This window comes from Actinomadura latina NBRC 106108, assembly GCF_001552195.1.
Lineage (GTDB): Bacteria > Actinomycetota > Actinomycetes > Streptosporangiales > Streptosporangiaceae > Spirillospora > Spirillospora latina.
Genome location: NZ_BCQS01000037.1, coordinates 14,007 through 37,382, shown reverse-complemented (window position 1 = coordinate 37,382; position 23,376 = coordinate 14,007). Strand labels below are relative to the sequence as shown.

Here is a 23,376-nt window from a genome sequence, read left to right as displayed (position 1 = left end):
GGCGGACCCCGCCGCGCCCAGGACGACGGCGTCCGGGCGGCGCGGCGGGGTCCGGGTCAGCGCACCCTCCGCGAGGCGGGCGGCCAGGGCGCCGGCCAGCAGCGGGTCCGGGCCGAGCGGCCGGGCCGCCACCGCGCCGGGCAGAAGCCGCACCGCCCGCTCCGGGATGTCGATGAGCGCGTGGTAGCCGCGCGCCAGCATCAGCGGCACGACGACCACCGGGCCCCCGCCCAGCGCGGCCGCGGCCTCCTCCAGCGACGGCTCCGCCAGCTCGCCGTACGCCTCGGCGACCCGCAGCCCCGGCCGCATGGCCCGCACCCGGCGGAGGAGGTCCCGGATCACCGCGGGCCCGGCCGGGTCCCGCGTCCCGTGCGCGACGGCCAACAGCGCCGGGCGGTGCTCAGCCACCGGCGCCCGCCGGGAGCCGGTCGGCGAGGCGCGGGTCGCACGCCAGCCGGTAGCCGCGCTTGACGACCGTCTCGACGATCCCCGGCCGGCCGAGCCCGCGCCGCAGCCGCGCCACCGCCATCTCCACCGCGTGCTCGTCGGCCTGCGGCCGCGCGTCCCGGCCCCGGGGCGCGCGGATCCCGACCGACCGGCTCGGCAGCGCGCCGCACAGCTCCGCCCTCGACACCACGTGCCCCGGGCGGCGCGCGAGCGCCCGCAGGATCGCCATCGGCGCGGGCGCGATCGGCCGCAGCTGCCCGTCCAGCACGACGGCGTGCCCGCGCAGCTCCAGCGACGCGCCGCGCACCGACAGCCGCCGCGCCCGCCGCCCCGGCAGCCCGGTGACCAGCGCGCGGACGAGCGCGCCGAGCCGGGCCCGCTCCGGCTGGACGGTCGGGACGCCGCGGCCGGTGAGCGCCCGCGCGGTGACGGGCCCGACGCACGCCGCCACGACGTGGGTGCGCATGGCCTCCAGCAGGGCGTCCTCCAGCCCGTCGTCGGCGGCGACCGCCAGCGTCGCGTCGACCGCGGGCGCGCTGGTGAACGTGATCGCGTCGACCGTGCCGGTGACCGCCTGCCCGACGAGCCGGCGCAGCGGCGTCGGGTCGTCGGTGCGCGACCACCGGTACACCGGGATCTCGATCACCTCGGCGCCCGCGGCGCGCAGCGCCCCGGTCAGCTCGGGCTGCCGCTCCCCGTACAGCTGGACGGCGATCCGGGCGCCCGCCAGGTCCTTGCCCAGCAGGTGCCGGGTGACCTCGGCGCAGCCCTCCGACTCCGGCGACCACGCCTCCCGCAGCCCCGCCGACCGGAGCGCGCCGCGCGCCTTCGGGCCGCGGGTCACGATCTCGGCGCCGGCGAGCCGGGCGACGAGGGCGTCCCGGAGCCCGTGCCCGTCCGCCGTCTCCAGCCACGTCCGGAACCCGATCCCGGTCGTGACGACGACGTGGTCGAGGGAGCCGGCCGCGCACGCCCGGGTGGCCTCCAGCAGCTCGGCGTCGTCGTCGAGCGGGACGAGGCGGATGGCGGGGGCGAGCACGACGCGGGCGCCGCGCCGCTCCAGCAGCGTCGCGAGCTCCTCGTGCCGGCGGGCCGCGGTCACGCCGACCGCGAACCCCGCGAGCGGCTCGGCGAACCCGGCCGCGGGCTCACTGCCGGTGCTCATCGGTGAGCGCCACCTCCACCCGGTCCCCGGCCCGGCGGACGGGGAAGACCGGCAGCGCGACCCGCGGGTCGTCCAGGCACGCCCCGGTCCGCAGATCGAACACCTGCTTGTACATGGGCGACGCGACGGTCGGCGCCCCGTCGCGGGTGCCGAGGATCCCGCGCGACAGCACGTAGGCGCCGCTGAACGGGTCGAGGTTCGACAGCGCGTGCAGGCCGCCGTCGAAGACCCGGAAGACCGCAACCTGCGTGCCGTCCACCATCGCGCAGACGCCGCGCTCGGGGATCAGCCCGGCGTACGAGCAGATGTCGAACCAGCGGACCGCCGGATCCCTGATGATCGTCGCTTCGGGTGTCGTGGTCATGATCTGATCCTCCGTACGGGCGGTTTCGCGGCTGGGTCTCCTTTGTCACCGCCGTGTTAAAAGGGACTCACTCCCACACGGACGGCGCACACCTTGAACTCCGGCATCCCCGACACCGGGTCCAGCGCCGGGTTCGTGAGCAGGTTCGCCCGGCCCTCCCCCGGCCAGTGGAACGGGACGAACACGGTGTCGGCGCGGACCGTGTCGGTCAGCCGAGCCCGCACGGTCACCGCGCCCCGGCGGCTCTCCACCCGCACGTCGGCGCCGTCCTCGATGCCGAGCCGCTCGGCCAGGTCGGGGTGCAGCTCGGCGAACGGCCCCGGCGCCGCCTCGGCCAGCGCCGGCACGCGGCGGGTCTGCGCGCCCGACTGGTACTGCGCGAGGACGCGCCCGGTCGTCAGGTAGACGGGGTGGCCGGCGTCCACGTCCTCGGCCGGGCCGCGGTGCTCGGCCGGGACGAACCGCGCCCGCCCGTCCGGCGTAGGGAACCGGTCCAGGTAGGGGCGCGGCGTGCCCGGGTGCTCCGGCGACGGGCAGGGCCAGAACACGCCGCCTTCGGCCTCGATCCGCGCGTAGGTGATGCCGGAGTAGTCGGCCGCGCCGCCCGCGCTCGCGCGGCGCAGCTCGCCGAACACCTCCTCCGGGCGGGTGCTCCACTCCCCCGGCGCCTTCAGCCGCTCCGCGAGCGCCGCGATGACCTCGAGGTCAGTGCGGACACCGTCCGGCGGGCGGACGGCGCGGCGGCGGCGCAGCACCCGGCCCTCCAGGTTCGTCATCGTCCCCGACTCCTCCGCCCACTGCGCGACGGGCAGGACCACGTCGGCGCGCAGCGCGGTCTCCGAGGGGACGAAGTCGGCCACGACCAGCAGGTCCAGGGCGCCGAGCCGCTCCTCCACGTGCGCGGCGCGCGGCGCCGACACCACCGGGTTGGACCCGAACAGCAGCAGCGCCCTCGGTCCGCCGGCGGTGCCGAGCGCCGACAGCAGTTCGTACGCCGACCGTCCCGGCCCCGGCAGGTCGCCGGCGTCGACGCCCCACACCGCCGCGACGTGCGCGCGGGCCGCCGGGTCGTCGATCCTGCGGTAGCCGGGCAGCTGGTCGGCCTTCTGCCCGTGCTCGCGGCCGCCCTGCCCGTTGCCCTGCCCGGTCAGGCACCCGTACCCGGAGCCCGCCCGGCCGGGCAGCCCGAGCGCGAGCGCCAGGTTGATGAACGCGCCGACGGTGTCGGTGCCGCGCGCGTGCTGCTCGCCGCCCCGCCCGGTCAGCACGTGCGCGCGGGCGGCGCGGGCCAGCAGCCGGACGGCCTCCCGCATCGCGGGGACGGGGACGCCGGTGATCCGCTCGACACGGCCCGGCCAGTACGCGTTGACGACCGTCCGGACCGCGTCGAACCCGCTGGTGCGGGCGGCGATGTAGCCCTCGTCGGCGAGGCCCTCGGCGAGCGCCAGGTGCAGCAGCCCGTTGGCGAGCGCCAGGTCGGTCCCGGGCACCGGCTGCAGGTGCAGGTCGGCCTGCCGGGCAGTGGGGGTGCGGCGCGGGTCCACCACGATGAGCGCTCCGCCGCCGTCCCGCATCTCCGCCAGGTGCCGCATGAACGGCGGCATCGTCTCGGCCGGGTTCCCGCCCACCAGCAGGACGGCGCCGGACGCCGCCAGGTCGGTGACCGGCCCCGGCAGCCCGCGGTCCATGCCGAACGCCCGGCCGGACGCCGCCGCGGCCGACGACATGCAGAACCGCCCGTTGTAGTCGATCTGGGACGTGCCGAGCGCGACGCGCGCGAACTTGCCGAGCTGGTACGCCTTCTCGTTGGTCAGCCCGCCGCCGCCGAAGACCGCGACGGCGTCCGCGCCGTGCAGAGCCCGCAGCCGGGCGGCCTCGGTGGCGACGCGGTCGAGCGCCTCGTCCCAGGTGCACGGCTCGAGCGGCGCGTCCCGGCCGCGCCGCATCATCGGCGTGGTCAGCCGGTCGGGGACGGTGAGCACCTCGGCGGCCGTCCAGCCCTTCTGGCACAGGCCGCCGCGGTTCGCGGGAACGTCGCCGCGCGGTTCGACCCGCACGGTGCCCTCGCCGGTGTCGTGCAGCCTCATGCCGCACTGCAGGGCGCAGTACGGGCAGTGCGTGGGAGTCCCGTTCATACGCGCAGCCTCGGCGGGCGCCGTTTCACCGGCGATTCCCCGATGTGACCCCGGCGTTAAAAGCCGTTCACGCGGCGGCGTCCGCCGAGGTCAGGCCCGTGGCGGCGCGGCGCCCGCGCAGTCCTTTCCTGACGCGCGCGTGTCAAGCGTTGTCGATCCTTGTCATGGCCTATTCGTCGCCTTTCACCCGATTGCCGAACGGATTCGCGGTGGCCCGGTGATCTCGCGGACGGATGCGGTCCCCGCGCCCGTCCGGCCCTGATCGTCTCGCGGTGATCACGCCTAATCTCGGTACATGCCCGACCTTGCTTACTACGCCTCACTGCCGCGCGCCCGCGGCGCCGCGGCGGCCCTGCTCCTGGACGACCTCGGGCGGGTCCTGCTGGTCAAGCCCACCTACAGCGAGGGCTGGTATCTCCCCGGCGGGGTCATCGAGGCCGACGAGTCCCCGCTGTCGGCGTGCGTGCGCGAGTGCGAGGAGGAACTCGGCCTCGTCCCCCGGCTGGACGGCCTGGCCTGCGTCGACTGGGGCTCGCCGCGCGACGACGGCGTCGACGCCGTCAACGTGTTCGTCTTCGGCGGCACGATCACCGGCGAGCAGATCGCGGCGATCCGGCTGCCGCCCGAGGAGCTGTCCGACCACGTCCTCGTCGCGCCGGAGAAGATCCCCGAGCTGGCGCCGCCGCACGTCTCCCGCCGGATGGACCCCAGCCTGCGGGCCATGGCCGCCGGCCGCGCCGTCTACCTGGAGGACGGCCGCGAGCAGCCGTTCGGCCCGCCCCGCGGCTGAGCCCCGGCCCGCTACACCGGGACCGCGTCCCGGATCTGGCGGGCGCCCTCCGGGTCGACGGCGCGGGCGCAGTGCGCGCAGCAGTAGAAGTGCCCGTTCACCTCCACGCCGTGCCCCATGATGCGGCACTGGCAGTGCTCGCAGATCGGCGCCATCTTCGTGATCGCGCACTCGAACGAGTCGAACGTGTGCACCTGTCCCTGCGCGTGCACCTCGAAGGCCATGTCGTAGTCGTTGCCGCAGACCTCGCAGGTCGCCATCGGTCCTGTCTCCGTTTCCCCCGCCGCCTCGCGACCACTGCCTACCCGGGCCCGCCCATGTCTACCGCGCCTCTCACAACCGGCGGGGACGCGCGGTGCGGCGGAGTTATCACCGGCGTACGACCGCTCACACGCGCACGAAACCCCGCCTCCCTACGGTCGGCCCGTCCGAACCGACCAGGGAGAGCGCCGATGACCGTCACCACCCGGACCGCGCGCGGGGACCGCGCCCGCCCGCCCGAAGGCCGCTGGATCGAGGACTGGCGGCCCGAGGACCCCGCCTTCTGGGCCGCCCGCGGCGCCCGGATCGCCCGCCGCAACCTGATCTACTCGATCCTCTCCGAGCACATCGGCTTCTCGGTGTGGACGCTGTGGTCGGTGCTGGTGCTGTTCCTCGGCCCCGCCTACGGCGTCGACCCGGCCGGCAAGTTCACCCTCACCGCCGTCCCCGCCCTCGTCGGCGCGGGGCTGCGCATCCCCTACACGTTCGCCGTCGCCCGGTTCGGCGGCCGCAACTGGACGGTCTTCAGCGCCGCGCTGCTGCTCGTCCCGGCGATGCTCGCCGCGTTCCTGGTCAGGCCGGGCGTCTCCTTCACCACGCTGCTGGTCCTCGCGGCCGTCGCGGGCGTCGGCGGCGGCAACTTCGCGTCCTCGATGGCCAACATCAACGCCTTCTACCCGCAGCGGCTCAAGGGCTGGGCGCTCGGGATCAACGCCGGCGGCGGCAACCTCGGCGTCGCCGTCGTCCAGCTCGCCGGGCTGACGGTCCTCGCCACGGCGGGCAGGGACCACCCCGGCCTCGTCGCCGGCGTCTACATCCCGCTGATCGTCCTGGCCGCCCTCCTCGCCTGGCTCCGCATGGACAACCTGGCGCACGCCCGCAACGACCGGCGGGCGATGCGGGACGTCTGCAAGGACGCCCACACCTGGATCATGTCGGTGCTCTACATCGGCACGTTCGGCTCGTTCATCGGGTTCGGGTTCGCGTTCGGGCAGGTCCTGCAGGTGCAGTTCGCCGGCGTCTTCGACACCCCGGTCAAGGCCGCCTGCCTGACCTTCCTCGGCCCCGCACTCGGGTCGCTGCTCCGCCCGGCCGGCGGCCGGCTCGCCGACCGGCTCGGCGGCGCCGCCGTCACCCTCTGGACCTTCGTCGCGATGGCCGCGTCCGCCGGGCTGGTGCTGGCCGCGTCGCTGCGCGGCTCGCTGCCGCTGTTCATCACCGGCTTCGTCCTGCTGTTCGCGTGCAGCGGCGTCGGCAACGGCTCCACCTACAAGATGATCCCCGCCATCTTCCGCGCCAAGGCCCCCGAGGACGAGGCGCGCCGCCTGTCCGGGGCGCTGATCGGCATCGCGGGCGCCGTCGGCGCGTTCGGCGGCGTCCTGGTCAACGTCGCCTTCCGGCAGTCGTTCCTGGCCTACGGGACCGGCGACGGCGCCTACCTCGCGTTCATCGCCTTCTACGCCCTGTGCTGCGCCCTCACCTGGCTGGTCTACCTGCGGCCCCGCCCGGGCAGGCCGGACGGCGTCTGACGGCCGGGCCGCCGCCGCGCCCGCCCGGGGCGGCCGTCCGGCCGGTCGTCGCGCTCGGGCCAGCGCGGCGACCGGCCGGACGAGCGCAGCACCGCCTCCCACGGATCCCCCGGCTCCAGCGGCAGATGCGGGACGCCCCAGTGCCACGCCGACACCAGCAGGTCCGGGTCGCGCGGCCGGTAGTCCCCGCCGCCCGCGCGGGCCATGTCCCAGGCGTGCAGGTGCCACTCCACGCACGCCGCGCCCGCGTGGTCGCCGACCGTGTACTTGGTGCCCCGGTAGATCAGGTGCGTCCGGTCCCACATGTCCGGCATCAGGTCGGCGTACGCGCCGGCCGACACCCCGAACGCCATGATCCGGTCGGGGCCGGGCTCGGGCGGCAGCACCGCCAGCTCGGCCGCGTTCTGCCGGGCCTGCTGCCGGATCAGCACCGCGGTCGCCGCCTCCTGCGCGAACAGCGTCGCGAGGCGGCTGTCCGGCGCGTCCTGGAGGTACTCCAGGAAGTTCTCCGCGACGCACCGCAGATGCCCGGCGAGATCGATCAGCCGCCAGTCGGCGCACGGCGTCGGGACGTCCCAGTCGCCGACGCGCGCCGACAGCGCGCGGATCGCCTGCACGCCGTCCTGGTAGGACTCGAGTACGCGGCACCGGTCCGGCGGCGTGCGCTCCACGTGACATCCCCCAACGTCCAGAGCAGCGTGTGCCCTCTCCGCCGGGACGCGTCCAGCGCACACGTCACGGCCCGGCGACGTGCGACCGCGCGGCGTGCGAGGGACGCCCCCGGCGTTCCCCGAGAGGGCAGACTCTCAAAGTTCGGTGGCCCGTGCCACCCGGTGACGCTGTGTCGTCACACGTCCGGAAGAGGCTCAGCCGAGCGCGGACGGCACCGTCTTGAAGCTGAGCCGGTGCGCCTCGCGGGCCGTGCGCAGCCGGTCGACCTCGTCCGTCCACGGGCGCACCGCCGGGCGCGCCTTGGCCTTGCGGCGGGCGATCTCGGCGGCGCGGCGCGACTTGGCGTCCTGCGCCGCGGCCGAGTAGGCCTTCGGGCCCATCGCGGCCCGCTCGGACGCCTCGGCGGCGGCGAGCACCGCCGTCATCGCCTTGTCGAACTCGACCGTCAGCCGCCGCAGCTCCGGCCCGGGGACGTCCGCGGCCTGCCCGTCCCGCAGCGCCCGCTCCGCGTCGCCGGCCGCCGCGAGCCGGTCCTCGTACTCGGCGGCCAGCCGCTGGTCGGCCTCGTACGGCTCCGCGACGTCCTTGCTCCCCCGGCGGCCCAGCGGCATGGTGGTACTCCCTCGACGGTCTGCACTGTCCGGTCGGGGGTAAGCGTACGCGGGGTTCCGGCGTGTCGTGGCGGCGGACACCCGGCTTCGGTCCTTTACGCAGTAAGGTCAATTCTCATGGTCCGGCAGCCCAGCATCAACGCCCAGCACCGCGCCCCGCTCTCCACCGAGCGGATCATCGAGGCGGCCCTGCAGATCGTGGACGGCCAGGGACTCGGCCGCCTCACGATGCGCCGCCTCGGAGACGCCCTCGAAGTCGAGGCGATGGCGATCTACCACCACCTCCCCCGCGGCAAGGAGCAGCTCCTGGACGGCCTCGTCGCGCACGTCGCCGCCGCCCCGGCCGGGGAGTCGCCGGGCCGCTGGCAGGACGTCCTGCGCGGCTGGGCCGGCGGCTACCGGGGCCGGCTGATGGCGCACGCCGGGGTCCTCCCCCTCCTCGTCACCCGCCGCAACCCCGCCGCGCTCACCACCACGGTCGCGTCCCTGCGGGAGGCCATGCGGCGCGGCGGCGTCGCCGAGGACGCCGCCGCCGTCGCGGCGCACACCCTGCTCGGCTACGTGATCGGCCACACCGCCCTGGAGGTGCGCGGCACCAACGAGGACGGCGCCGACCGGGTGGTGGACTGGGACGCCCGGTTCACCGCCGGCCTCGACCTCGTCATCGCCGGCGTCCGCTGACCCGGCCGGCCCGCGCCGCGTCCGCCGCCGGCGCCCGGGTCAAGGCGCCGGGAACTCGTCCTCGACGACGAGGATCTCCAGGTGGCGCGGGCCGTGGACGCCCTCGACCCTGCGCATCTCGATGCCGTGCGTCGCGGACGGGCCGCTGATCCAGGTGAGCGGCCGCGCCGGGTCCAGGCGCGTGACCGCCTCCGGGACCGTCCCGACGATCTGGTCGGCCTGGACCACGCACAGGTGGAGGCCGGGCACCAGCGTGAGGGCCCGCCTTCCCTGCGCCCGGCCGCCGTCCAGGACGACCGTGCCCGTCTGCGCGATCGCCGCCGCGCAGCCGGTCACCACGCCGTCCGCGGCGGCGAGGGCGTCGATGTCCAGCGCCGGGGTGTCGGCGAGCGCCCGGACGCCGTCCAGCTCCGCGAGCCACCCGAACGGCAGGTCGGCCGGGACGACGATCTGCTTGGCCTCCCGCCCCCACAGCGCGGCGGCCACCGCGGTGCCGATCTCGTCGGCGCCGACGTGCCGGACCGCGGCGCGGTTGTCGGCGACCCGCTCGGTGAACAGGGCGAGGACATCCGCCCGCGTCCCGGCCTCCGCCTCCGGCAGCCGGCGCGCGTAGCCGCGCGGCACCGCCGGGTGCGTGCCGCGCGACCCGCCGAGCGCGTCGCGCACCCGCCGCAGCATCTCCTCGCGCGCGGTCACGTCCGGGTCCTGTTCCACCAGGCGCGGAAGCTCTCCGCCGGCGGCGCCGGCAGGTCGCGGGCCTCGGTCCACGCGCCGAGCAGGCCGGGCAGCCGGCGGATCCGCCCGCCGCGCGCCAGCAGCCGCGCCCAGCGGGTGCCGCGCCGCAGCGCCGCCTCGTGCCGGCGCGGGTCGCCCATCGTCCAGGCGAGGCCGCGCATCAGCACCATCTCGGGCGTCGGGACGGGCCGCCGGCGGCGCGACTCGACGACCTTGCCGCGCAGGTGGACCAGCACGTCCGGGATGTCGATCTTCACCGGGCAGACGTCCGCGCAGGCGCCGCACAGCGTGGACGCGTACGGCAGGGACGCCGCCGCGGCGCTCTCCACGCCGCGTGTCTGCGGGGTGCGGATCGCGCCGATCGGGCCCGGGTAGACGGGGCCGTAGGGCCGCCCGCCCGTGCGCTCGTAGACCGGGCAGACGTTCAGGCAGGCCGAGCAGCGGATGCAGCGCAGCGCGGCGCGCCCGACCTCGTCGGCGAGCGCTCTGGTGCGGCCGTTGTCGAGCAGGACGAGGTGGAACGCGCGCGGTCCGTCGCCCGGCGTCACACCCGTCCAGGACGAGACGTACGGGGTCATCCGGTCTCCGGTCGACGCGCGCGGGAGCAGCTGGAGGAACACCTCCATGTCATCCCACGTCGGGACGACCTGGTCGATGCCCGCGACGCAGATCAATGTCTCCGGCAACGTCAGGCACATCCGCGCGTTGCCCTCGGACTCCACCACGACGGCCGTGCCGCTCTCGGCCACCAGGAAGTCCGCGCCGGTGATCGCGACGCGGGCGCGCAGGAACGGCTTGCGAAGGTGCGCGCGGGCCGCCGCGGCGAGCGCGGCCGGATCGTCGGCCGGGCCGGGCCCGGCGGCGGGCATCCCGCGCCGGAACAGCTCCCCGATCCGCGCGCGGTCGAGGTGCGCGGCCGGCGACAGCAGGTGCGACGGCGCGTCCCCGCCGAGCTGGACGGCCAGGTCGGCGAGCGCGGTCTCCCGGACGGCCGCCCCCGGCCCGCCCGGCGCGTCGTCCAGGCCGAGCTCCCGGACCGCCGGCGACGACGCCCGCACGACCTCGGTCACGCCGGACGTCCGCACCAGGCCGGTGACGACGCGCCGCGCCTCGGCCGCGTCCAACGCCCAGTGCACGGTGCCGCCCGCCTCGGTGACGGCCCGCTCCAGCTCCTCAAGGTGGACGTCGAGGTTGCGGAGCGCGTCGTCGCCGATGGCGCGGCCGGCCTCGCGCAGGTCCTCCCAGTCGGCGGGCTCACCGGTCGCCGCGGCCACGCGCTCGCGCAGCACCCCGGCCGCGCCGCGCAGGTTGCGGCGCATGCCGGTATCGGCCAGCGCGGGCCGCGCGGCGGCGGCGAACTTCGGCATCGGCAGCGGGACGGGCCCGCCCGGCGGCGCGGCGGTCACGACGGCCCCGTCGCGGCGAGGATCTCGGCCACGTGGGCGGTCCGCACGCCCGCGCGGAGCCGGGACAGCGCCCCGCCGATGTGCGCCAGGCAGGAGCCGTCCACCGCGCAGACCACGTCCGCGCCGGTGCCGCGGATGTGCCGGACCTTGTCGGCGACCATCGCGACCGACACGTCCGCGTTCTTCATCGCGAACGCGCCGCCGAACCCGCAGCACTCCTCCGCGGCGGGCAGCTCCACCAGGTCGAGGCCCTTCACCGCGCGCAGCAGCCGAAGCGGCCGGTCGCCGAGCCGCAGCGTCCGCAGGGACTGGCAGGACGGGTGGTAGGTGACCCGGTGCGGGAAGTACGCGCCGACATCGGTGACCCCCAGGACGTCCACGAGGAACTCGGTGAGCTCGTAGACGGCGAGGCCTTCGGCGGCGCGGGCCAGGCCCGGGTCGCGGGACGCCCGCGCGATCCTCGGGTAGGCGTCCCTGACCGCGGCGGCGCACGACGCCGACGCCGCGACCACGGCGCCGCCGCCCTCGAACGCGGCGGTGTACGCGCGGGCGAGATCGGCGGCCTCGCGGTGGTAGCCCGCCGACCAGTGGATCTGGCCGCAGCACGTCTGCCCCGGGGGGAATACCACGTCATGGCCGAGACGTTCCAAAAGGACGGTCACGGCCCTCCCCGTATCGGGGAACAGAGCGTCATCGAAGCACGCGACGGACAACGCGACCCGCATCGGCCTCACTCCCCCTACGCCGTAAGGCGTTCCCCGAGCGACATCGTAGGGGTTTCCGGCCTGTCGGCGTGTCGTTCTTCATCCGTTATCGCGCGGGAGGGACCCTATGCCTGGCACCTCTGAGTGAGGGTGGTCACAGTCGTCCGGTACTCCGGTACCAACGGACAACCGTCCCAACGGGCTATAGCCGATGGGTTCGAACCACTCCACACTGGGGTGCGTCAATTAAGGGAAAGCACCACGACCGACCAGTAGTTGAGACCGGAGGCACACGATGTGCCCGCACCAGCCGCCCTGTCCCTCGCCCGACGAACCCGACCGCGACGCCGCCCGGACGCTGGCCTCGCACCCCGAGCAGGGGTGGAGCCTGCTGTGCAACGGCGTCGTGCTCTTCGAGGACACCGGTGAGCTGCTGCCCGACGGGGGAGTCATCGCACCGCACCGGCCGACGGACCTGCAGGCGCCGTCCGCCGCTTGAGCGGGTCTCCACGGGGGACTAGTTCAAACGGGTGATCATCCTCGGGGGCAACGCCCACCCGACCTCGACCTCCGGGCCCGCACCGGGCCCGGAGCGATCAGCCCTCCCGGCCCGTCCGCACCGGACGGGCCGTTCGCATGCCCGGCGGCTAACGCGCCGCCCACTTGCGCAGCCACGGCTCCACGGCCCGGCCGACGGCGGCGGGGGCCCTGCTCAGGTCGTGCCGCTCCCCCGCCAGCACCGTCACATGGGCGGCGTCCGCCTCGTCCGGTATCCCGAACGGGTCGCGGTCGCCGTTGACGACGAGGACCTCCACCCCCGCCGAGCGCAGCTCGGCCACCCGCGTCTTCTCCGGCCGGCCCGGCGGGTGCAGCGGGAACGCCAGCGCCACCACGCCGGCCGCCCCGGCCGCCCGCGCCGTCCGGCACGCCACCCGCGCGCCGTTGCTCCGGCCGCCCTGCACGAGCGGGACGCCGGCGAACCTCTCGCCCAGCATCCCGATGATCTCCAGCCAGGCCTCGTCCTGCTTGACCGGCGAGCCGGGCGCCCGGCGGCCCGCGAAGCGGAACGGCTGCGTCACCCGTGCGACGGCGCCGCCGAGCCCGAGCGCGGTCTCCCGGACGGCGAGCAGGTCGGGCGCGTCCACGCTCCCGTTCGACCCGTGCGTCAGGACCAGCAGGAACGCCGGATCGTCGGCCTCGTCCAGCGCCATCCCGGCGGGCCCGTGCGCCGTCACGACCTCCATGCGCCCACGGTAGCGGCCCGCTTTCATGATCTTTGCGGCAGACTGCCCGCATGGAGAAGATGACCGACAGCGAGTGGCGGGCGTTCGTCTCGGCGGGCACCCGCACCGGCAAGGCGGCCGTCGTCCGCAAGGACGGCTCCCCGCACGTCACGCCCATCTGGTTCGTCCTCGACGGCGACGACGTGCTGTTCAACACCGCCCGCGACACCGTCAAGGGCCGCGCCCTCGCCCGCGACCCGCGCGTCTCCATCTGCGTGGACGACCAGACCCCGCCCTTCTCGTACGTGCACATCCAGGCGGAGGCGACCCTCATCGAGGATCTGGACGAGATGCGCCGCTGGGCCACCGCCATCGGCGGCCGCTACATGGGCGCCGGCCGTGCCGCGGAGTTCGGGGCGCGCAACGCCGTCCCCACCGAGTACCTCGTCCGCGCCCGCGTCACGAAGGTGATCGCGGAGCGCGCCATCTCCGACTGAACACGGCCTATGCGGGCGGCCAGTCCGGGACGGGCGTGCCCATCGCCAGGCGGAGCCGCTCGGCGAAGCTCTCGTGCAGCAGCGGCCCCCACGGGTAGCCGCTCGGGACCCGGACCGCGCCGCCGAGCACCTCGTGGGTCTCGTCCGCCCGTCCCTCGGCGTACCGGACGGCGAGCAGCGCGTACATGTGGTCGAGGGCGCCGAACGCCTCGCCGGCGAGCGCGGGGAGCGTCCCGTCCGACACGGCCTGCTCGACGACCGGCTCCCACCACAGGCCGTCGTCGCCGTCCTCCTCGGCGAAGTCGCGGCGGATCCTCGCCCGCACCTGCGGCGCGATGCCCGGGTCGGCCAGCCCGCGCCGCCACACCTCGCCCGCCTCGCCGCCGCGCCCGCGCAGCGGCAGCGTCCGCGCCAGCAGCTCGGTGGCCAGCGGGCCCGCCTCCGGGTCGGACGGCTCCGCCGCCAGCGCCGCGCCGAACGCGCCGATCGCCTGGTCGAGGTAGGAGATGCCGAGCGCGACGGCGAGCCGCGCGTACGCGTACGGGGCGGCGTCGCGGTCGATCAGCCGGAGCCCGGCGGTCAGGATCCGCTGCGCCCGCGCGGGGTCGCCGCGCTCCAGCAGCCGCTGTGCGAGGTCGTGCGCGGCGAGCGGCCCGTACTCGGCGTCGCCCGTCCCGATCGCCGCCTCCCAGTGGTCCCGCGCCGCGTCGACGTCGCCGGCGTCGTCGGCGATGCGGGCGAGCGCCAGATGGGCGGGCGGCAGGTAGGCGGGGTTGCCGAAGTCGACCACCGCGCCCCACGCGGGCGCCGCCCCCTCGGGCTCGCCGGCCCGCTCGTAGGTGAGCGCCAGGTGGTAGGCGGCGCGCGGCCCGTACTCGGGGTCGGCGGTGGCGATCGCGGCCCGGTCCGCCTCCCGGGCCCGCTCCACCTCCCCGGCATCGTCGAGGACGACGGCGAGCCCGAGCGCCGCCTGCGCCCGGCAGGGCGTCGCGCCCATGCCCAGCACCTTCTCGAACAGCAGCGCCGCCCGCCCGGCCTCGCCGTTCTCGGCGAGGTTCCGGGCCTCCTCGCACAGCTGCGCCGGGTCGGACGCCTGGTCCGGCAACTCGCTCATCGGCCTCTGCCCTCTGGGGGTTCCTGAAGTCGGCACCGAGACTAGCGACCCGCTCCCGCCGCGTCCCGCGACGACACCCCGAAACCCCCACCAAGATCACGAATCGGATCCCGGGGAGGCCGCGCGGACCCGCTAGTCCTCGAAGGCCTCGGGGGGCGGGCAGGAGCAGACGAGGTTGCGGTCGCCGTAGGCCTGGTCGATGCGGCGGACGGGCGGCCAGTACTTGTCCTCGCGCAGGGACGGGACGGGGTAGGCGGCCTCGTCGCGGGTGTAGGCGTGCTTCCAGTCGTCGGAGACCAGGCAGGCGGCGGTGTGCGGGGCGTTCTTCAGCGGGTTGTCCTCGCGGTCGTAGCCGCCGGCCGCGACCCGCTGGATCTCCCGGCGGATCTCGATCATGGCGTCGCAGAAGCGGTCGAGTTCGGCGAGGTCCTCGGACTCGGTCGGCTCGATCATCAGGGTCCCCGCCACCGGGAACGACAGGGTCGGGGCGTGGAAGCCGTAGTCGATGAGGCGCTTGGCGACGTCCTCGGCGGTGATCCCCGTCTCCTTGGTGATCTTGCGGAGGTCGGCGATGCACTCGTGCGCGACGAGGCCGTTCCGGCCGGTGTAGAGGATCGGGTAGTGCGGGGCGAGCCGGGCGGCGAGGTAGTTGGCGCCGATGATCGCGCCCTCGGTGGCGGCGCGCAGGCCGTCCGGGCCCATCATCGCGATGTAGGCCCAGGAGATCGGCAGGATGCCCGCCGAGCCCCACGGGGCGGCGGAGACCGGGCCGACGCCCGTCCCGGGGCCGGCCTCCGCGCGCAGCGGGTGGTTCGGCAGGAACGGGGCGAGGTGCTCGCGGACCCCGATCGGGCCGACGCCGGGGCCGCCGCCGCCGTGCGGGATGCAGAACGTCTTGTGCAGGTTGAGGTGCGAGACGTCCGAGCCGAACTCGCCGGGCCTGGCCAGGCCGACGAGGGCGTTGAGGTTGGCGCCGTCCACGTAGACCTGGCCGCCGGCCTCGTGCACGGCCGCGCACACGTCGGTGATCGTCTCCTCGAAGACGCCGTGCGTGGACGGGTACGTCACCATGATCGCGGCGAGCCGGTCGCGGTGCTCATCGATCTTGGCGTGCAGGTCGTCCAGCGCCACGTTGCCGCCGTCGTCGCACTTCACGACGACGACGCGCATCCCCGCCATGACGGCGCTGGCGGCGTTGGTGCCGTGCGCGGACGACGGGATCAGGCAGACGTCGCGGTGCTCGTCGCCGCGGGACGCGTGGTAGCCGTGGATGGCGAGCAGGCCGGCCAGCTCGCCCTGGGAGCCCGCGTTCGGCTGGACGGAGACCTTCGCGTACCCGGTGATCTCGGCGAGGGCGTCCTCCAGCTCGCCGATCAGCTCGACGTACCCGGCGGCCTGGTCGACCGGCGCGAACGGGTGGATGTCCGCGAACTGCGGCCAGGTGATCGGCTCCATCTCGGTGGTCGCGTTCAGCTTCATCGTGCAGGAGCCGAGCGGGATCATGGAGCGGTCGAGCGCGATGTCCTTGTCCTGGAGGCGGCGCAGGTAGCGCAGCATCGCGGTCTCGGAGCGGTGCGCGTGGAACACCGGGTGGGTGAGGTAGGGGCTCTCGCGGCGCAGCGCGTCCGGGATCGCCTCGGCGGCCCCGGCGGCGGGGGCCGCGCCGAACGCCGCCAGGACGGCGGTGACGTGCTCGGGCAGCGTGGTCTCGTCGCAGGCGATGCCGACCTGGTCGGGGCCGTCCGGGCGCAGGTTGACGCCGCGCTCGCGGGCGGCGGCGACGACCTCGGCGGCCCGGCCGGGGACGCGGGCCAGGACGGTGTCGAAGAACGCGTCGTGCACGACCTCGACGCCGCCGGCGCGCAGGCCCGCGGCGATCTCGGCGGCGCGGCGGTGCGTGCGCTGCGCGATCGCGGCCAGCCCCTCGGGGCCGTGGTAGACGGCATACATGCCCGCCATCACGGCGAGCAGGACCTGGGCGGTGCAGATGTTGCTGGTGGCCTTCTCCCGGCGGATGTGCTGCTCGCGGGTCTGCAGCGCCAGCCGGTAGGCGGCAGCTCCGTCCGCGTCGACGGACACGCCGACGAGGCGCCCGGGAAGCTGCCGCTGGATGCCCTCGCCGACCGCCATGTAGCCGGCGTGCGGGCCGCCGAAGCCGTAGGGCACGCCGAACCGCTGCGCGGACCCCACGGCGATGTCGGCGCCGGCCTCCCCGGGCGGGCGCAGCAGCGTCAGCGCGAGCAGGTCCGCGGCGACGACCGCCTTCGCGCCGCGCTCGTGCGCCTGCGCGATGACGGGCGCCAGGTCGCGGACGGCCCCGGACGCGCCCGGGTACTGCAGCAGCACGCCGAAGAAGTCGCCGTCCGGAAGCCCGCCGGACAGGTCGGCGGTGACCACCTCGATGCCGAGCGGGACCGCGCGCGTCCGGACGACCTCGATCGTCTGCGGCAGCGCGTCGGCGTCGACGAGGAACGTCCCCGGCTCCTTGAGCCTGGACGCGCGGTGCGCGAGGGCCATCCCCTCGGCGGCGGCGGTGCCCTCGTCCAGCATGGAGGCGTTCGCGACGGGCAGCCCGGTCAGGTCGGCGACCACCGTCTGGAAGTTCAGCAGCGCCTCCAGGCGGCCCTGCGAGATCTCCGGCTGGTAGGGCGTGTAGGCGGTGTACCAGCCGGGGTTCTCCAGCACGTTCCGCATGATCACGCCCGGGGTGGCCGTGCCGTGGTAGCCGAGCCCGATCATGGACGTCAGCACGGTGTTGCGGGACGCCAGCTCGCGGAGCCGGTCCAGCGCGGCGGGCTCGCTCAGCGCGGGCGGCAGGTCCAGGGGACGGGCCGTGCGGATCGCGGCGGGGACCGCGGCGTCGATCAGCGCCTCGGCGCTGGAGTAGCCGATGGCGGCGAGCATCCGGGCGTGGTCGTCCGGGGCCGGGCCGATGTGCCGGTCGGCGAACGCGGTGCGCGGATGCTGCGGCGAGGCCACGGGGGCGAAGAACTGGGCGGTCATGGAGGGCCTCCTGGCTGCTGCGGTCGCTCAGGTCCGCCGCCGGCGCGGGCCGGCGGCAGGTCTCCCCCTCTGTCATCGGCACCTGAGAGCTTCACCCGCGCGGCGGGATTTCCCCTTCGGTGAGCCGCCTTCCCCGGCTGCGGGGATCGACGCCTGCTTTCCAGAGGTGCCTCGCCCGAGCGGTCCTTTTGCCTGAGAGGTTCCGGGGAGGTTGCCCCTTCGGCGTCCCGCGCTGGCGGCGTGGGAGCTCTCCCGCCCAGGGTCGACGGCATGTCCTGGACGAAACCCTACCCAAAGCCGGCTGAAAGCGGTCGTCCCGGCCCCGGCGGACGCGGGCCTCCCCGAAGCGGACACGGGGGCCGTCCCCGCCCCGCCACGTCGGTACCGGCCGGTACGATGTGCTCACTCACCTGGGACAAGACGGACCTCGGGCCACGGAGGCGGAGATGGGGCTGCGAGGTGCGAACGCGACCGGCCGGACGCGGGACGGCACTCGACGGCGCGCCGCCGGTTCTGGAACGCTGATCACGATGGCGGATGGTCAGGGCGGCGGTACGGCGTGACACAGACCCACGACGGCACGGTGCGCTTCCGGCACGGCGCGACCGCCGGCGTCCCCGTCGACGAGCCCGCCCAGCCGGACCGGATCCGCCGGCCGTCCGACGCGATCAGGTTCGCGGCGTCGCTGGCGGGGCTGGCGGCGGTGATGCTGCTGGTGTCGATCGCGCAGCAGACCACGCACGGCCTGCAGACCGACATCGCGGAGGGCACCGCGCACGCGCCCCGGCCGCTGCTGACGCTGGCGACGCTGGTGTCGAGCTTCGGGGTGCTCGCGGTCTCGGTCGCGTTCGCCGTCGAGCGGCTGTTCCACAAGGACGGGACGCGCGTCGCGATCGCGCTGCTCGCCTCCGTGATCGCGTTCGGGATCACGGTGGGCCTGGACGACCTCGTGGTGCGGGCGGCGCCCGGCGGCGTCCTCGACTCGCTGATCTGGGGCGGTACCGAGACCGCGCCCGTGCACACCGACATCGCCCCGGTGATCGCGTTCGTCAGCGCGGTCGGGATGGCGGGGCGCGCCCGCTGGCAGGCCGTGACCTGGACCATGATCGGGCTGGCCGCGCTCACCGGGCTCACCGCGTCCTACGCCTCCGTCGCCGCGCTCGCGGCCACCTACTTCCTCGGCCGCGCCATCGGCCACGGCACCCTGTACGCCGTCGGGACCCCCAACCCGCGGCCGCCGGGGACGGCGGTCGTCGCGTCCCTGGAGCGGCTCGGGCTGCGGCCGAGGCGGGGCGCGCGGCTCGACGAGCCCGCCGACGACACCGAGGACGGCCGCCGCTACGGCGTCGTCCTCGCCCCCTGCCCCGAGGGCGAGCACGGCGCCCGGCTCCCCGCGGACCGGGCCGCGCACGCCGACTGGGACCTGGAGGTCCGCGTCCTGGACCGCGACCAGCAGACCGCCGGGCTGCTGTACCGGATCTGGCGGCTGCTGCGGCTGCGCGGCGCCACCACCGGGCGGACGCTGCGGTCGCTGCGCCGGTCGCTGGAGCAGGAGTCGCTGATGGCGTACGCGGTGGCCGCGGCGGGCGCCCGCACCCCGCGGCTGACCGGCACCTGCGAGGTCGGCACGGAGGCGGCGCTGCTGGCCTACGAGCACGTGCCGGGGCGGCGGCTCGGCGACGTCCCCGGCGAGGAGGTCACCGACGAGCTGCTGACCGACATCTGGCGGCAGTTCCGGTCGATGCAGGGGGGCCGGCTCGCGCACCGGCGGCTGCAGGACGGGGCACTGCTGATCGGCGCGGACGGGCTCGCCTACGTCACCGACCTGCGCGCCGGGGAGACGGCGGCGGGCGACCTGGCGCTGCGGCTCGACCTGGCGCAGCTCCTCACCACGCTCGCGCTGCGGGCCGGGCCCGAGCGGGCGGTGCGGACCGCCGCGTCCGTGCTCGGCGAGGAGGCCCTCGGCGGCGCGGTGCCGCTGCTGCAGCGGGTGGCGCTGTCCCGGGCGACGCGGCAGGCGCTGCGGCGCGACCGGGAGCTGCTGACCCGGATCCGGGAGCAGATCGTCCGGCTGAAGCCGGAGGTCGAGGCGGCGCCGGCCCGGCTGGAGCGGTTCCGCCCCCGGACGATCTTCAGCGTGGTGGCCCTCTCCTTCGCCGCCTACATCGTCATCCCGCAGGTGACCAGCCTGGACGTCGGATACCTGGCGGCGACGGCGAGCTGGCACTGGGTCGTCGCCGCGCTCGGCGCGGCGGCCCTCAGCTATGTCGCGGCGGCGTTCATGCTGATGGGTTTCGTCCCGGAGCGCCTGCCCCTGGGCCGGACGGTCCTGGTGCAGGTGGCCGCGTCCTTCGTGAAACTGGTGGCGCCCGCGGCCGTGGGCGGTGTGGCCGTCAACACCCGCTACCTGCAGCGCTCGGGGGTGCGTCCCACCCTGGCCGTGGCGAGCGTCGGCGCGTCCCAGCTGGTCGGTATGGTCACGCACATCCTGCTGCTGGTCCTGTTCGGATTCCTCACCGGCTCCACGACCCGGGCGACGCAGGACCTGGCCCCGTCCCGCACGATCGTGATCGCCGTCCTGGGGCTGGGGCTCCTGGCCGGCCTCGCACTGACGGTCCCCCGCGTCCGCCGCGTCGTCACGTCCCGGCTGAAGAGCATGTTCTCCGGCGTGGTCCCCCGCCTGGTGGACGTCCTGCAGTCCCCGGCGAAGCTGTTCACCGGCATGGGCGGCACGCTCCTGCTCACCCTCGCCTTCGTCCTGTGCCTGGACGCGTCGATCCGCTCGTTCGGCGGCTCGCTGCCGTGGACGACGGTGGTGCTGGTCTTCCTCACCGCGAACGCGGTCGGTTCCGCGGCCCCGACGCCGGGCGGTCTCGGCGCCGTCGAGGGCGCCCTGACCCTCGCGCTGACGATCTCGGGCCTGTCCGCGGAGACGGCGACGTCCGCGGTCCTGCTCTACCGGCTCTTCACCCTCTGGCTGCCGGTGCTGCCGGGCTGGGGGGCGTTCGCCTACCTGCAGCGCAAGGAGGCGCTCTGACCGTCAGCCGGTGCGGCGCGCCCGCCGCCGGTTGGCGAGTTCATCGTGGGGGTGGTTGGGAGGGTCCGCGGCGGCCCGCTCCCCGGGGAGTTCCGCGAGACTGCCCTCGACCTCCTGCCAGACGCGCCCGAGCGCTATGCCGAACACGCCCTGGCCGCCCTGCAGCAGATCGACGACCTCGTCCGCCGACGTGCACTCGTAGACGCTGACGCCGTCGCTCATCAGCGTGATCTGCGCGAGGTCCGACACCCCGCGGTCACGCAGGTGGATCACGGCCGTCCGTATCTGCTGCAACGACACGCCCGTGTCCAGCAGCCGCTTCACGACCTTGAGCACCAGGATGTCGCGGAAGCTGTACAACCGCTGGCTGCCCGACCCCTGCGCGGCGCGCACGCTCGGCTCCACCAGCTTCGTCCGCGCCCAGTAGTCGAGTTGCCGGTAGGTGATTCCCGCCGCGGCGCACGCCGTCGGGCCGCGGTAGCCGACATCCTCCGGGGGCACGGACACCTGCGTGTCGAAGAGCAGGCCCTGCTCTCCGGCACGGCGGGACGCCGCATGCCTGTCGGGGGTCGCCTTGCCCTCGCCGCTGCTCACCGCCACGCGGACCTCCGGCTTCTATCACCCCGCGGTGTTTCGTCAAGGGGGTTTGACGAATTACGCCACGGGTGTTCCACCAGCACGGTAGGTGCCGGTCAGGGTGTGGTCAACGTTCATCGTCGGCGCGTCGCATGCCCGGATGAACCGGCTTCACGTGGGCAAACTGCGCACCTCCGCCACCTAGGCACTCCTACCCCGATGCGCCGCCGCCAAAAACCGCCAGGTCCAGGACGATGCACCATCTATGACAACCCTTCCCCCACCTCGGACCCAACGGCATGAAGCCCCGCACCGTGCGCGGGGTTGTGCGGTGGTCTGAGCCGGGGGGTGAGCGGAACCCTGCGTCGAGGTTCCAGGGGCGTCCCCGCCGGATGGGCAAGGGCGCGCGACGACGGCGAAAGCAGATCGCTGCGACGTACCGTCTCCGGGCGACGGCCTATCCGGCGCGGCCGAAGTCCTCGGGGGAGATCGTGTCGAGGAACTCGCGGAACTTCTCGACCTCGTCCTCCTGCTCGTCGGGGATGGCCACGCCGGCCTCTTCGAGGACGTCCTCGCTGGCGAAGATCGTGGCGCCGGTGCGCAGTGCCAGGGCGATCGAGTCGGACGGGCGGGCGCTGACCTCGACGCCGTTGGAGAAGATCAGGTCGGCGAAGAAGATGCCCTCGCGCAGGGCCGTGATGTTCACGGTGCGGAGCTGGACGCTGAGGGCGTCCAGGACGTCGCGGAACAGGTCGTGGGTGAGCGGCCGGGCGGGCAGCACCCCCTGCTGCGCGAAGGCGATCGCGGTCGCCTCGACCGCCCCGATCCAGATGGGCAGGTAGCGATCGCCCTCCGTCTCCTTCAACAGGACGATCGGCTGATTGGAGGGCATCTCGACCCGGACGCCGACGACCTCCATCTGCTTCACAGCGGCTCCCTGCTGGTTCTCGCGTTCTCGATCACCGTTCGCAGCGGGTCGATTCCTGACCGAACCATGTAGCCAACGTACACCCAGGGCCGGACAGCTCGTCGCGCCGCGACGGCGGGAAAATCCTCCCCGACGCCCATGATCAGTGGTCGAGGCTTTCGCGGAGCCCCGCGCTGACCAGGGCGGAGTGGAGCCTGACCGACAGCGCGGCGATCTCCCTCGCGGTGCCGGCGGCCTCCTCGTGGGCGCCGCGGCTGCGGCGCCGCAGCTGCGGGGCGACCATCTGCTCGATCAGGCCGACCTGCCGGTCGGCCGCGGCCTTGACGGCCCGCAGGTGCCGGACCTCGAAGCCGAACTCGCCGAGCGCCGCGGCGACCCGGCAGATGCCGAGGGCCTCCCCCGCGTAGTGGCCGCCGGCGCGCTGGACGAGCCCGTACTCCTCCAGGCGTGCGAGGAGCGCCTCGTCGATGCCGGCGCCGTCGAGGAGCTGGCGGCGGGTGAGGCGGACGGGGGGGTCGGCGGCCGTGGTGTCGGCGGCCACGAGGGTGCGGGGGCCGCGCCGGGACGGCTCGCGGTCGCCGAGCGGCGGGACGTTCTCGCCGCGGTCGCGGGCCTCCAGGTGCTGCCGGATCACCCGCAGCGGCAGGTAGTGGTCGCGCTGCGCGGCGAGGACGAACCGGAGCCGCTCCACGTCGGTGTCGCCGAACTTGCGGTAGCCGGAGGGGCTGCGCTGCGGCTCGACCAGTCCCTCCGACTCCAGGAACCTGATCTTGGAGATGGTGATGTCGGGGAACTCGGGCCGCAGCAGCCCGAGCACGTCCCCGATCGTCATCAGGGACCGGGCCGGCTCCGCGTTCAACGCCCCTCCCGTTCAGTCAGCCGTGCGCCGGGTTGGTCAGGAACACCAGCCGGAACTTGCCGATCTGCACCTCGTCGCCGCTGGACAGGCCTGCCTGGTCGACCCGCTGCCGGTTGACGTAGAGGCCGTTGAGGCTGCCCACGTCCCGGACGGAGAAGGCGTTGCCCTGCCGGGCGAACTCGGCGTGCCGGCGGGAGACGGTGACGTCGTCCAGGAAGATGTCGCTCTCGGGGTGCCGCCCGGCGGACGTGCGGTCCTTGTCGAGCAGGAACCGGCTGCCTGCGTTCGGGCCGCGCTTGACGACGAGCAGCGCGGTGCCCGGGGGCAGCGCCTCCATCGCCATCTGCTCGGGGCCGGCCTGCTCCTCGGCGCCCGTGTCGGTGTCCAGGGCCTCGAACCCGCCGATGGAGATCGTGGACGTGGACTCGCCGGGCGACTCGCGGTACGGCGGCGGCGCGGCCGGACTCCGGGTCAGCGGAGTGCCGCAGTTCGAGCAGAAACGGGCATCATCCGGGTTGGCGTGACCGCACTGCGTGCAGTAGACGCTCGGCATCGATCGGCTCGGCCTCCTACCATAGGCGTGCCCCACGCGGACGCCCCGCCGCAGCGGGAGCCGCCTGCGCCACGCGCATCCTTCAC

23 protein-coding genes and 2 riboswitches are annotated in these 23,376 nt (G+C 75.0%); of the genes, 6 read left to right on the top strand and 17 right to left on the bottom strand.

Annotated features, from left to right (window positions below; genetic code table 11):
- The 4 genes from AL2_RS32485 to AL2_RS32470 all read right to left on the bottom strand — a co-directional run.
- Nucleotides 1-408: sirohydrochlorin chelatase (locus AL2_RS32485; RefSeq protein ID WP_169806475.1), on the bottom strand; the 408-nt coding region annotated here is incomplete at its 3' end.
- Entirely contained in the window at nt 401-1,612 is a 1,212-nt protein-coding gene (locus tag AL2_RS32480; RefSeq protein ID WP_067640477.1) for a uroporphyrinogen-III synthase, read from the bottom strand. The genes AL2_RS32485 and AL2_RS32480, both read right to left, overlap by 8 nt.
- A complete protein-coding gene (gene nirD, locus AL2_RS32475; protein WP_067640473.1) occupies nt 1,596-1,976 on the bottom strand; it encodes a nitrite reductase small subunit NirD in 381 nt (126 codons plus the stop codon). The genes AL2_RS32480 and nirD overlap by 17 nt, the downstream gene beginning before the upstream one ends.
- Before the next feature lie 56 nt (nt 1,977-2,032).
- Nucleotides 2,033-4,111, bottom strand: a complete 2,079-nt coding sequence (locus tag AL2_RS32470; RefSeq protein WP_067640471.1) for a molybdopterin oxidoreductase family protein — start codon at nt 4,109-4,111, stop codon at nt 2,033-2,035.
- A 295-nt stretch (nt 4,112-4,406) separates the two neighbouring features.
- On the opposite strand from AL2_RS32470, the gene AL2_RS32465 reads away from it, so the two are divergent.
- On the top strand, nt 4,407-4,901 hold the full coding sequence (locus AL2_RS32465) for an NUDIX domain-containing protein (RefSeq protein WP_067640469.1): 495 nt from the start codon (nt 4,407-4,409) through the stop codon (nt 4,899-4,901).
- Between the two features lie 11 nt (nt 4,902-4,912).
- Here AL2_RS32465 and AL2_RS32460 read toward each other — a convergent pair whose 3' ends face one another.
- The gene (locus AL2_RS32460) at nt 4,913-5,161 is read right to left on the bottom strand and encodes a metallothionein (protein ID WP_067640467.1); all 249 of its coding nucleotides are present in this window, start codon (nt 5,159-5,161) and stop codon (nt 4,913-4,915) included.
- Nucleotides 5,162-5,353: 192 nt separating this feature from the next.
- On the opposite strand from AL2_RS32460, the gene AL2_RS32455 reads away from it, so the two are divergent.
- Nucleotides 5,354-6,691, top strand: coding sequence for a nitrate/nitrite transporter (locus AL2_RS32455; RefSeq protein ID WP_067640465.1), 1,338 nt, complete (start codon nt 5,354-5,356; stop codon nt 6,689-6,691).
- Here AL2_RS32455 and AL2_RS32450 read toward each other — a convergent pair.
- Complete coding sequence (locus AL2_RS32450; RefSeq protein ID WP_083947128.1) at nt 6,652-7,362, bottom strand: maleylpyruvate isomerase N-terminal domain-containing protein; 711 nt, start codon at nt 7,360-7,362, stop codon at nt 6,652-6,654. The two genes, AL2_RS32455 and AL2_RS32450, sit on opposite strands and share 40 nt — an antisense overlap.
- 195 nt (nt 7,363-7,557) lie before the next feature.
- Nucleotides 7,558-7,974, bottom strand: a complete 417-nt coding sequence (locus AL2_RS32445) for a plectin (protein WP_067640463.1) — start codon at nt 7,972-7,974, stop codon at nt 7,558-7,560.
- Between the two features lie 117 nt (nt 7,975-8,091).
- Between AL2_RS32445 and AL2_RS32440 the strand changes: the two genes are divergently transcribed.
- Entirely contained in the window at nt 8,092-8,655 is a 564-nt protein-coding gene (locus AL2_RS32440) for a TetR family transcriptional regulator (RefSeq protein ID WP_067640461.1), read from the top strand.
- 39 nt (nt 8,656-8,694) lie between these two features.
- Here AL2_RS32440 and AL2_RS32435 read toward each other — a convergent pair whose 3' ends face one another.
- From AL2_RS32435 to AL2_RS32425, 3 genes are read right to left on the bottom strand one after another with little or no spacing between them, the layout of a single operon-like run.
- Nucleotides 8,695-9,351 (bottom strand): LutC/YkgG family protein, encoded by a 657-nt coding sequence (locus AL2_RS32435; RefSeq protein WP_245667089.1) that lies wholly within the window; start codon nt 9,349-9,351, stop codon nt 8,695-8,697.
- Nucleotides 9,348-10,757, bottom strand: a complete 1,410-nt coding sequence (locus AL2_RS32430) for a lactate utilization protein B (protein WP_067640485.1) — start codon at nt 10,755-10,757, stop codon at nt 9,348-9,350. The genes AL2_RS32435 and AL2_RS32430 overlap by 4 nt, the downstream gene beginning before the upstream one ends.
- Nucleotides 10,758-10,792: 35 nt before the next feature.
- Nucleotides 10,793-11,521 (bottom strand): (Fe-S)-binding protein, encoded by a 729-nt coding sequence (locus tag AL2_RS32425; protein ID WP_067640459.1) that lies wholly within the window; start codon nt 11,519-11,521, stop codon nt 10,793-10,795.
- Nucleotides 11,522-11,795: 274 nt separating this feature from the next.
- Here AL2_RS32425 and AL2_RS32420 point away from each other — a divergent pair, with 274 nt between their 5' ends.
- Nucleotides 11,796-11,999, top strand: a complete 204-nt coding sequence (locus tag AL2_RS32420; RefSeq protein ID WP_067640457.1) for a DUF5999 family protein — start codon at nt 11,796-11,798, stop codon at nt 11,997-11,999.
- Nucleotides 12,000-12,147: 148 nt separating this feature from the next.
- On the opposite strand, the gene AL2_RS32415 is transcribed toward AL2_RS32420, so the two are convergent.
- Nucleotides 12,148-12,744, bottom strand: a complete 597-nt coding sequence (locus AL2_RS32415) for an alpha/beta hydrolase family protein (RefSeq protein ID WP_067640455.1) — start codon at nt 12,742-12,744, stop codon at nt 12,148-12,150.
- A gap of 50 nt (nt 12,745-12,794) precedes the next feature.
- Between AL2_RS32415 and AL2_RS32410 the strand changes: the two genes are divergently transcribed.
- Nucleotides 12,795-13,220, top strand: a complete 426-nt coding sequence (locus tag AL2_RS32410; RefSeq protein WP_067640453.1) for a PPOX class F420-dependent oxidoreductase — start codon at nt 12,795-12,797, stop codon at nt 13,218-13,220.
- A 7-nt stretch (nt 13,221-13,227) separates the two neighbouring features.
- Here AL2_RS32410 and AL2_RS32405 read toward each other — a convergent pair whose 3' ends face one another.
- Together AL2_RS32405 and gcvP are read right to left on the bottom strand one after the other, a co-directional pair.
- Nucleotides 13,228-14,334, bottom strand: a complete 1,107-nt coding sequence (locus AL2_RS32405) for a tetratricopeptide repeat protein (protein WP_067640451.1) — start codon at nt 14,332-14,334, stop codon at nt 13,228-13,230.
- 132 nt (nt 14,335-14,466) lie between these two features.
- Complete coding sequence (gene gcvP, locus AL2_RS32400; RefSeq protein WP_067640449.1) at nt 14,467-17,337, bottom strand: aminomethyl-transferring glycine dehydrogenase; 2,871 nt, start codon at nt 17,335-17,337, stop codon at nt 14,467-14,469.
- 59 nt (nt 17,338-17,396) lie between these two features.
- A riboswitch (glycine riboswitch) is annotated at nt 17,397-17,507 on the bottom strand.
- Nucleotides 17,508-17,602: riboswitch (glycine riboswitch) on the bottom strand.
- Between the two features lie 294 nt (nt 17,603-17,896).
- Here gcvP and AL2_RS32395 point away from each other — a divergent pair.
- A complete protein-coding gene (locus AL2_RS32395) occupies nt 17,897-20,374 on the top strand; it encodes a lysylphosphatidylglycerol synthase transmembrane domain-containing protein (RefSeq protein WP_157438511.1) in 2,478 nt (825 codons plus the stop codon).
- Between the two features lie 3 nt (nt 20,375-20,377).
- Here AL2_RS32395 and AL2_RS32390 read toward each other — a convergent pair whose 3' ends face one another.
- The 4 genes from AL2_RS32390 to AL2_RS32375 all read right to left on the bottom strand — a co-directional run bounded on the left by AL2_RS32390 (nt 20,378) and on the right by AL2_RS32375 (nt 23,290).
- Complete coding sequence (locus AL2_RS32390; RefSeq protein WP_067640447.1) at nt 20,378-20,974, bottom strand: MerR family transcriptional regulator; 597 nt, start codon at nt 20,972-20,974, stop codon at nt 20,378-20,380.
- 433 nt (nt 20,975-21,407) lie between these two features.
- On the bottom strand, nt 21,408-21,878 hold the full coding sequence (locus tag AL2_RS32385; RefSeq protein WP_067468341.1) for a bifunctional nuclease family protein: 471 nt from the start codon (nt 21,876-21,878) through the stop codon (nt 21,408-21,410).
- Nucleotides 21,879-22,020: 142 nt separating this feature from the next.
- A complete protein-coding gene (ftsR, locus tag AL2_RS32380) occupies nt 22,021-22,737 on the bottom strand; it encodes a transcriptional regulator FtsR (protein ID WP_067640445.1) in 717 nt (238 codons plus the stop codon).
- Between the two features lie 16 nt (nt 22,738-22,753).
- Entirely contained in the window at nt 22,754-23,290 is a 537-nt protein-coding gene (locus AL2_RS32375; RefSeq protein ID WP_067640443.1) for an FHA domain-containing protein, read from the bottom strand.
- Nucleotides 23,291-23,376: the final 86 nt, after the last annotated feature.

Excerpts from the sequence above, each read along its gene's own strand:
- AL2_RS32480 (WP_067640477.1), bottom strand. The coding sequence starts at position 1,612 with ATGAGCACCGGCAGTGAGCCCGCGGCCGGGTTCGCCGAGCCGCTCGCG.
- AL2_RS32465 (WP_067640469.1), top strand. The coding sequence starts at position 4,407 with ATGCCCGACCTTGCTTACTACGCCTCACTGCCGCGCGCCCGCGGCGCC.
- AL2_RS32460 (WP_067640467.1), bottom strand. The coding sequence starts at position 5,161 with ATGGCGACCTGCGAGGTCTGCGGCAACGACTACGACATGGCCTTCGAG.
- nirD (WP_067640473.1), bottom strand. The coding sequence starts at position 1,976 with ATGACCACGACACCCGAAGCGACGATCATCAGGGATCCGGCGGTCCGC.
- AL2_RS32455 (WP_067640465.1), top strand. The coding sequence starts at position 5,354 with ATGACCGTCACCACCCGGACCGCGCGCGGGGACCGCGCCCGCCCGCCC.
- AL2_RS32405 (WP_067640451.1), bottom strand. The coding sequence starts at position 14,334 with ATGAGCGAGTTGCCGGACCAGGCGTCCGACCCGGCGCAGCTGTGCGAG.
- AL2_RS32470 (WP_067640471.1), bottom strand. The coding sequence starts at position 4,111 with ATGAACGGGACTCCCACGCACTGCCCGTACTGCGCCCTGCAGTGCGGC.
- AL2_RS32430 (WP_067640485.1), bottom strand. The coding sequence starts at position 10,757 with ATGCCGAAGTTCGCCGCCGCCGCGCGGCCCGCGCTGGCCGATACCGGC.
- AL2_RS32425 (WP_067640459.1), bottom strand. The coding sequence starts at position 11,521 with ATGCGGGTCGCGTTGTCCGTCGCGTGCTTCGATGACGCTCTGTTCCCC.
- AL2_RS32415 (WP_067640455.1), bottom strand. The coding sequence starts at position 12,744 with ATGGAGGTCGTGACGGCGCACGGGCCCGCCGGGATGGCGCTGGACGAG.
- AL2_RS32420 (WP_067640457.1), top strand. The coding sequence starts at position 11,796 with ATGTGCCCGCACCAGCCGCCCTGTCCCTCGCCCGACGAACCCGACCGC.
- AL2_RS32445 (WP_067640463.1), bottom strand. The coding sequence starts at position 7,974 with ATGCCGCTGGGCCGCCGGGGGAGCAAGGACGTCGCGGAGCCGTACGAG.
- AL2_RS32440 (WP_067640461.1), top strand. The coding sequence starts at position 8,092 with ATGGTCCGGCAGCCCAGCATCAACGCCCAGCACCGCGCCCCGCTCTCC.
- AL2_RS32375 (WP_067640443.1), bottom strand. The coding sequence starts at position 23,290 with ATGCCGAGCGTCTACTGCACGCAGTGCGGTCACGCCAACCCGGATGAT.
- AL2_RS32410 (WP_067640453.1), top strand. The coding sequence starts at position 12,795 with ATGGAGAAGATGACCGACAGCGAGTGGCGGGCGTTCGTCTCGGCGGGC.
- gcvP (WP_067640449.1), bottom strand. The coding sequence starts at position 17,337 with ATGACCGCCCAGTTCTTCGCCCCCGTGGCCTCGCCGCAGCATCCGCGC.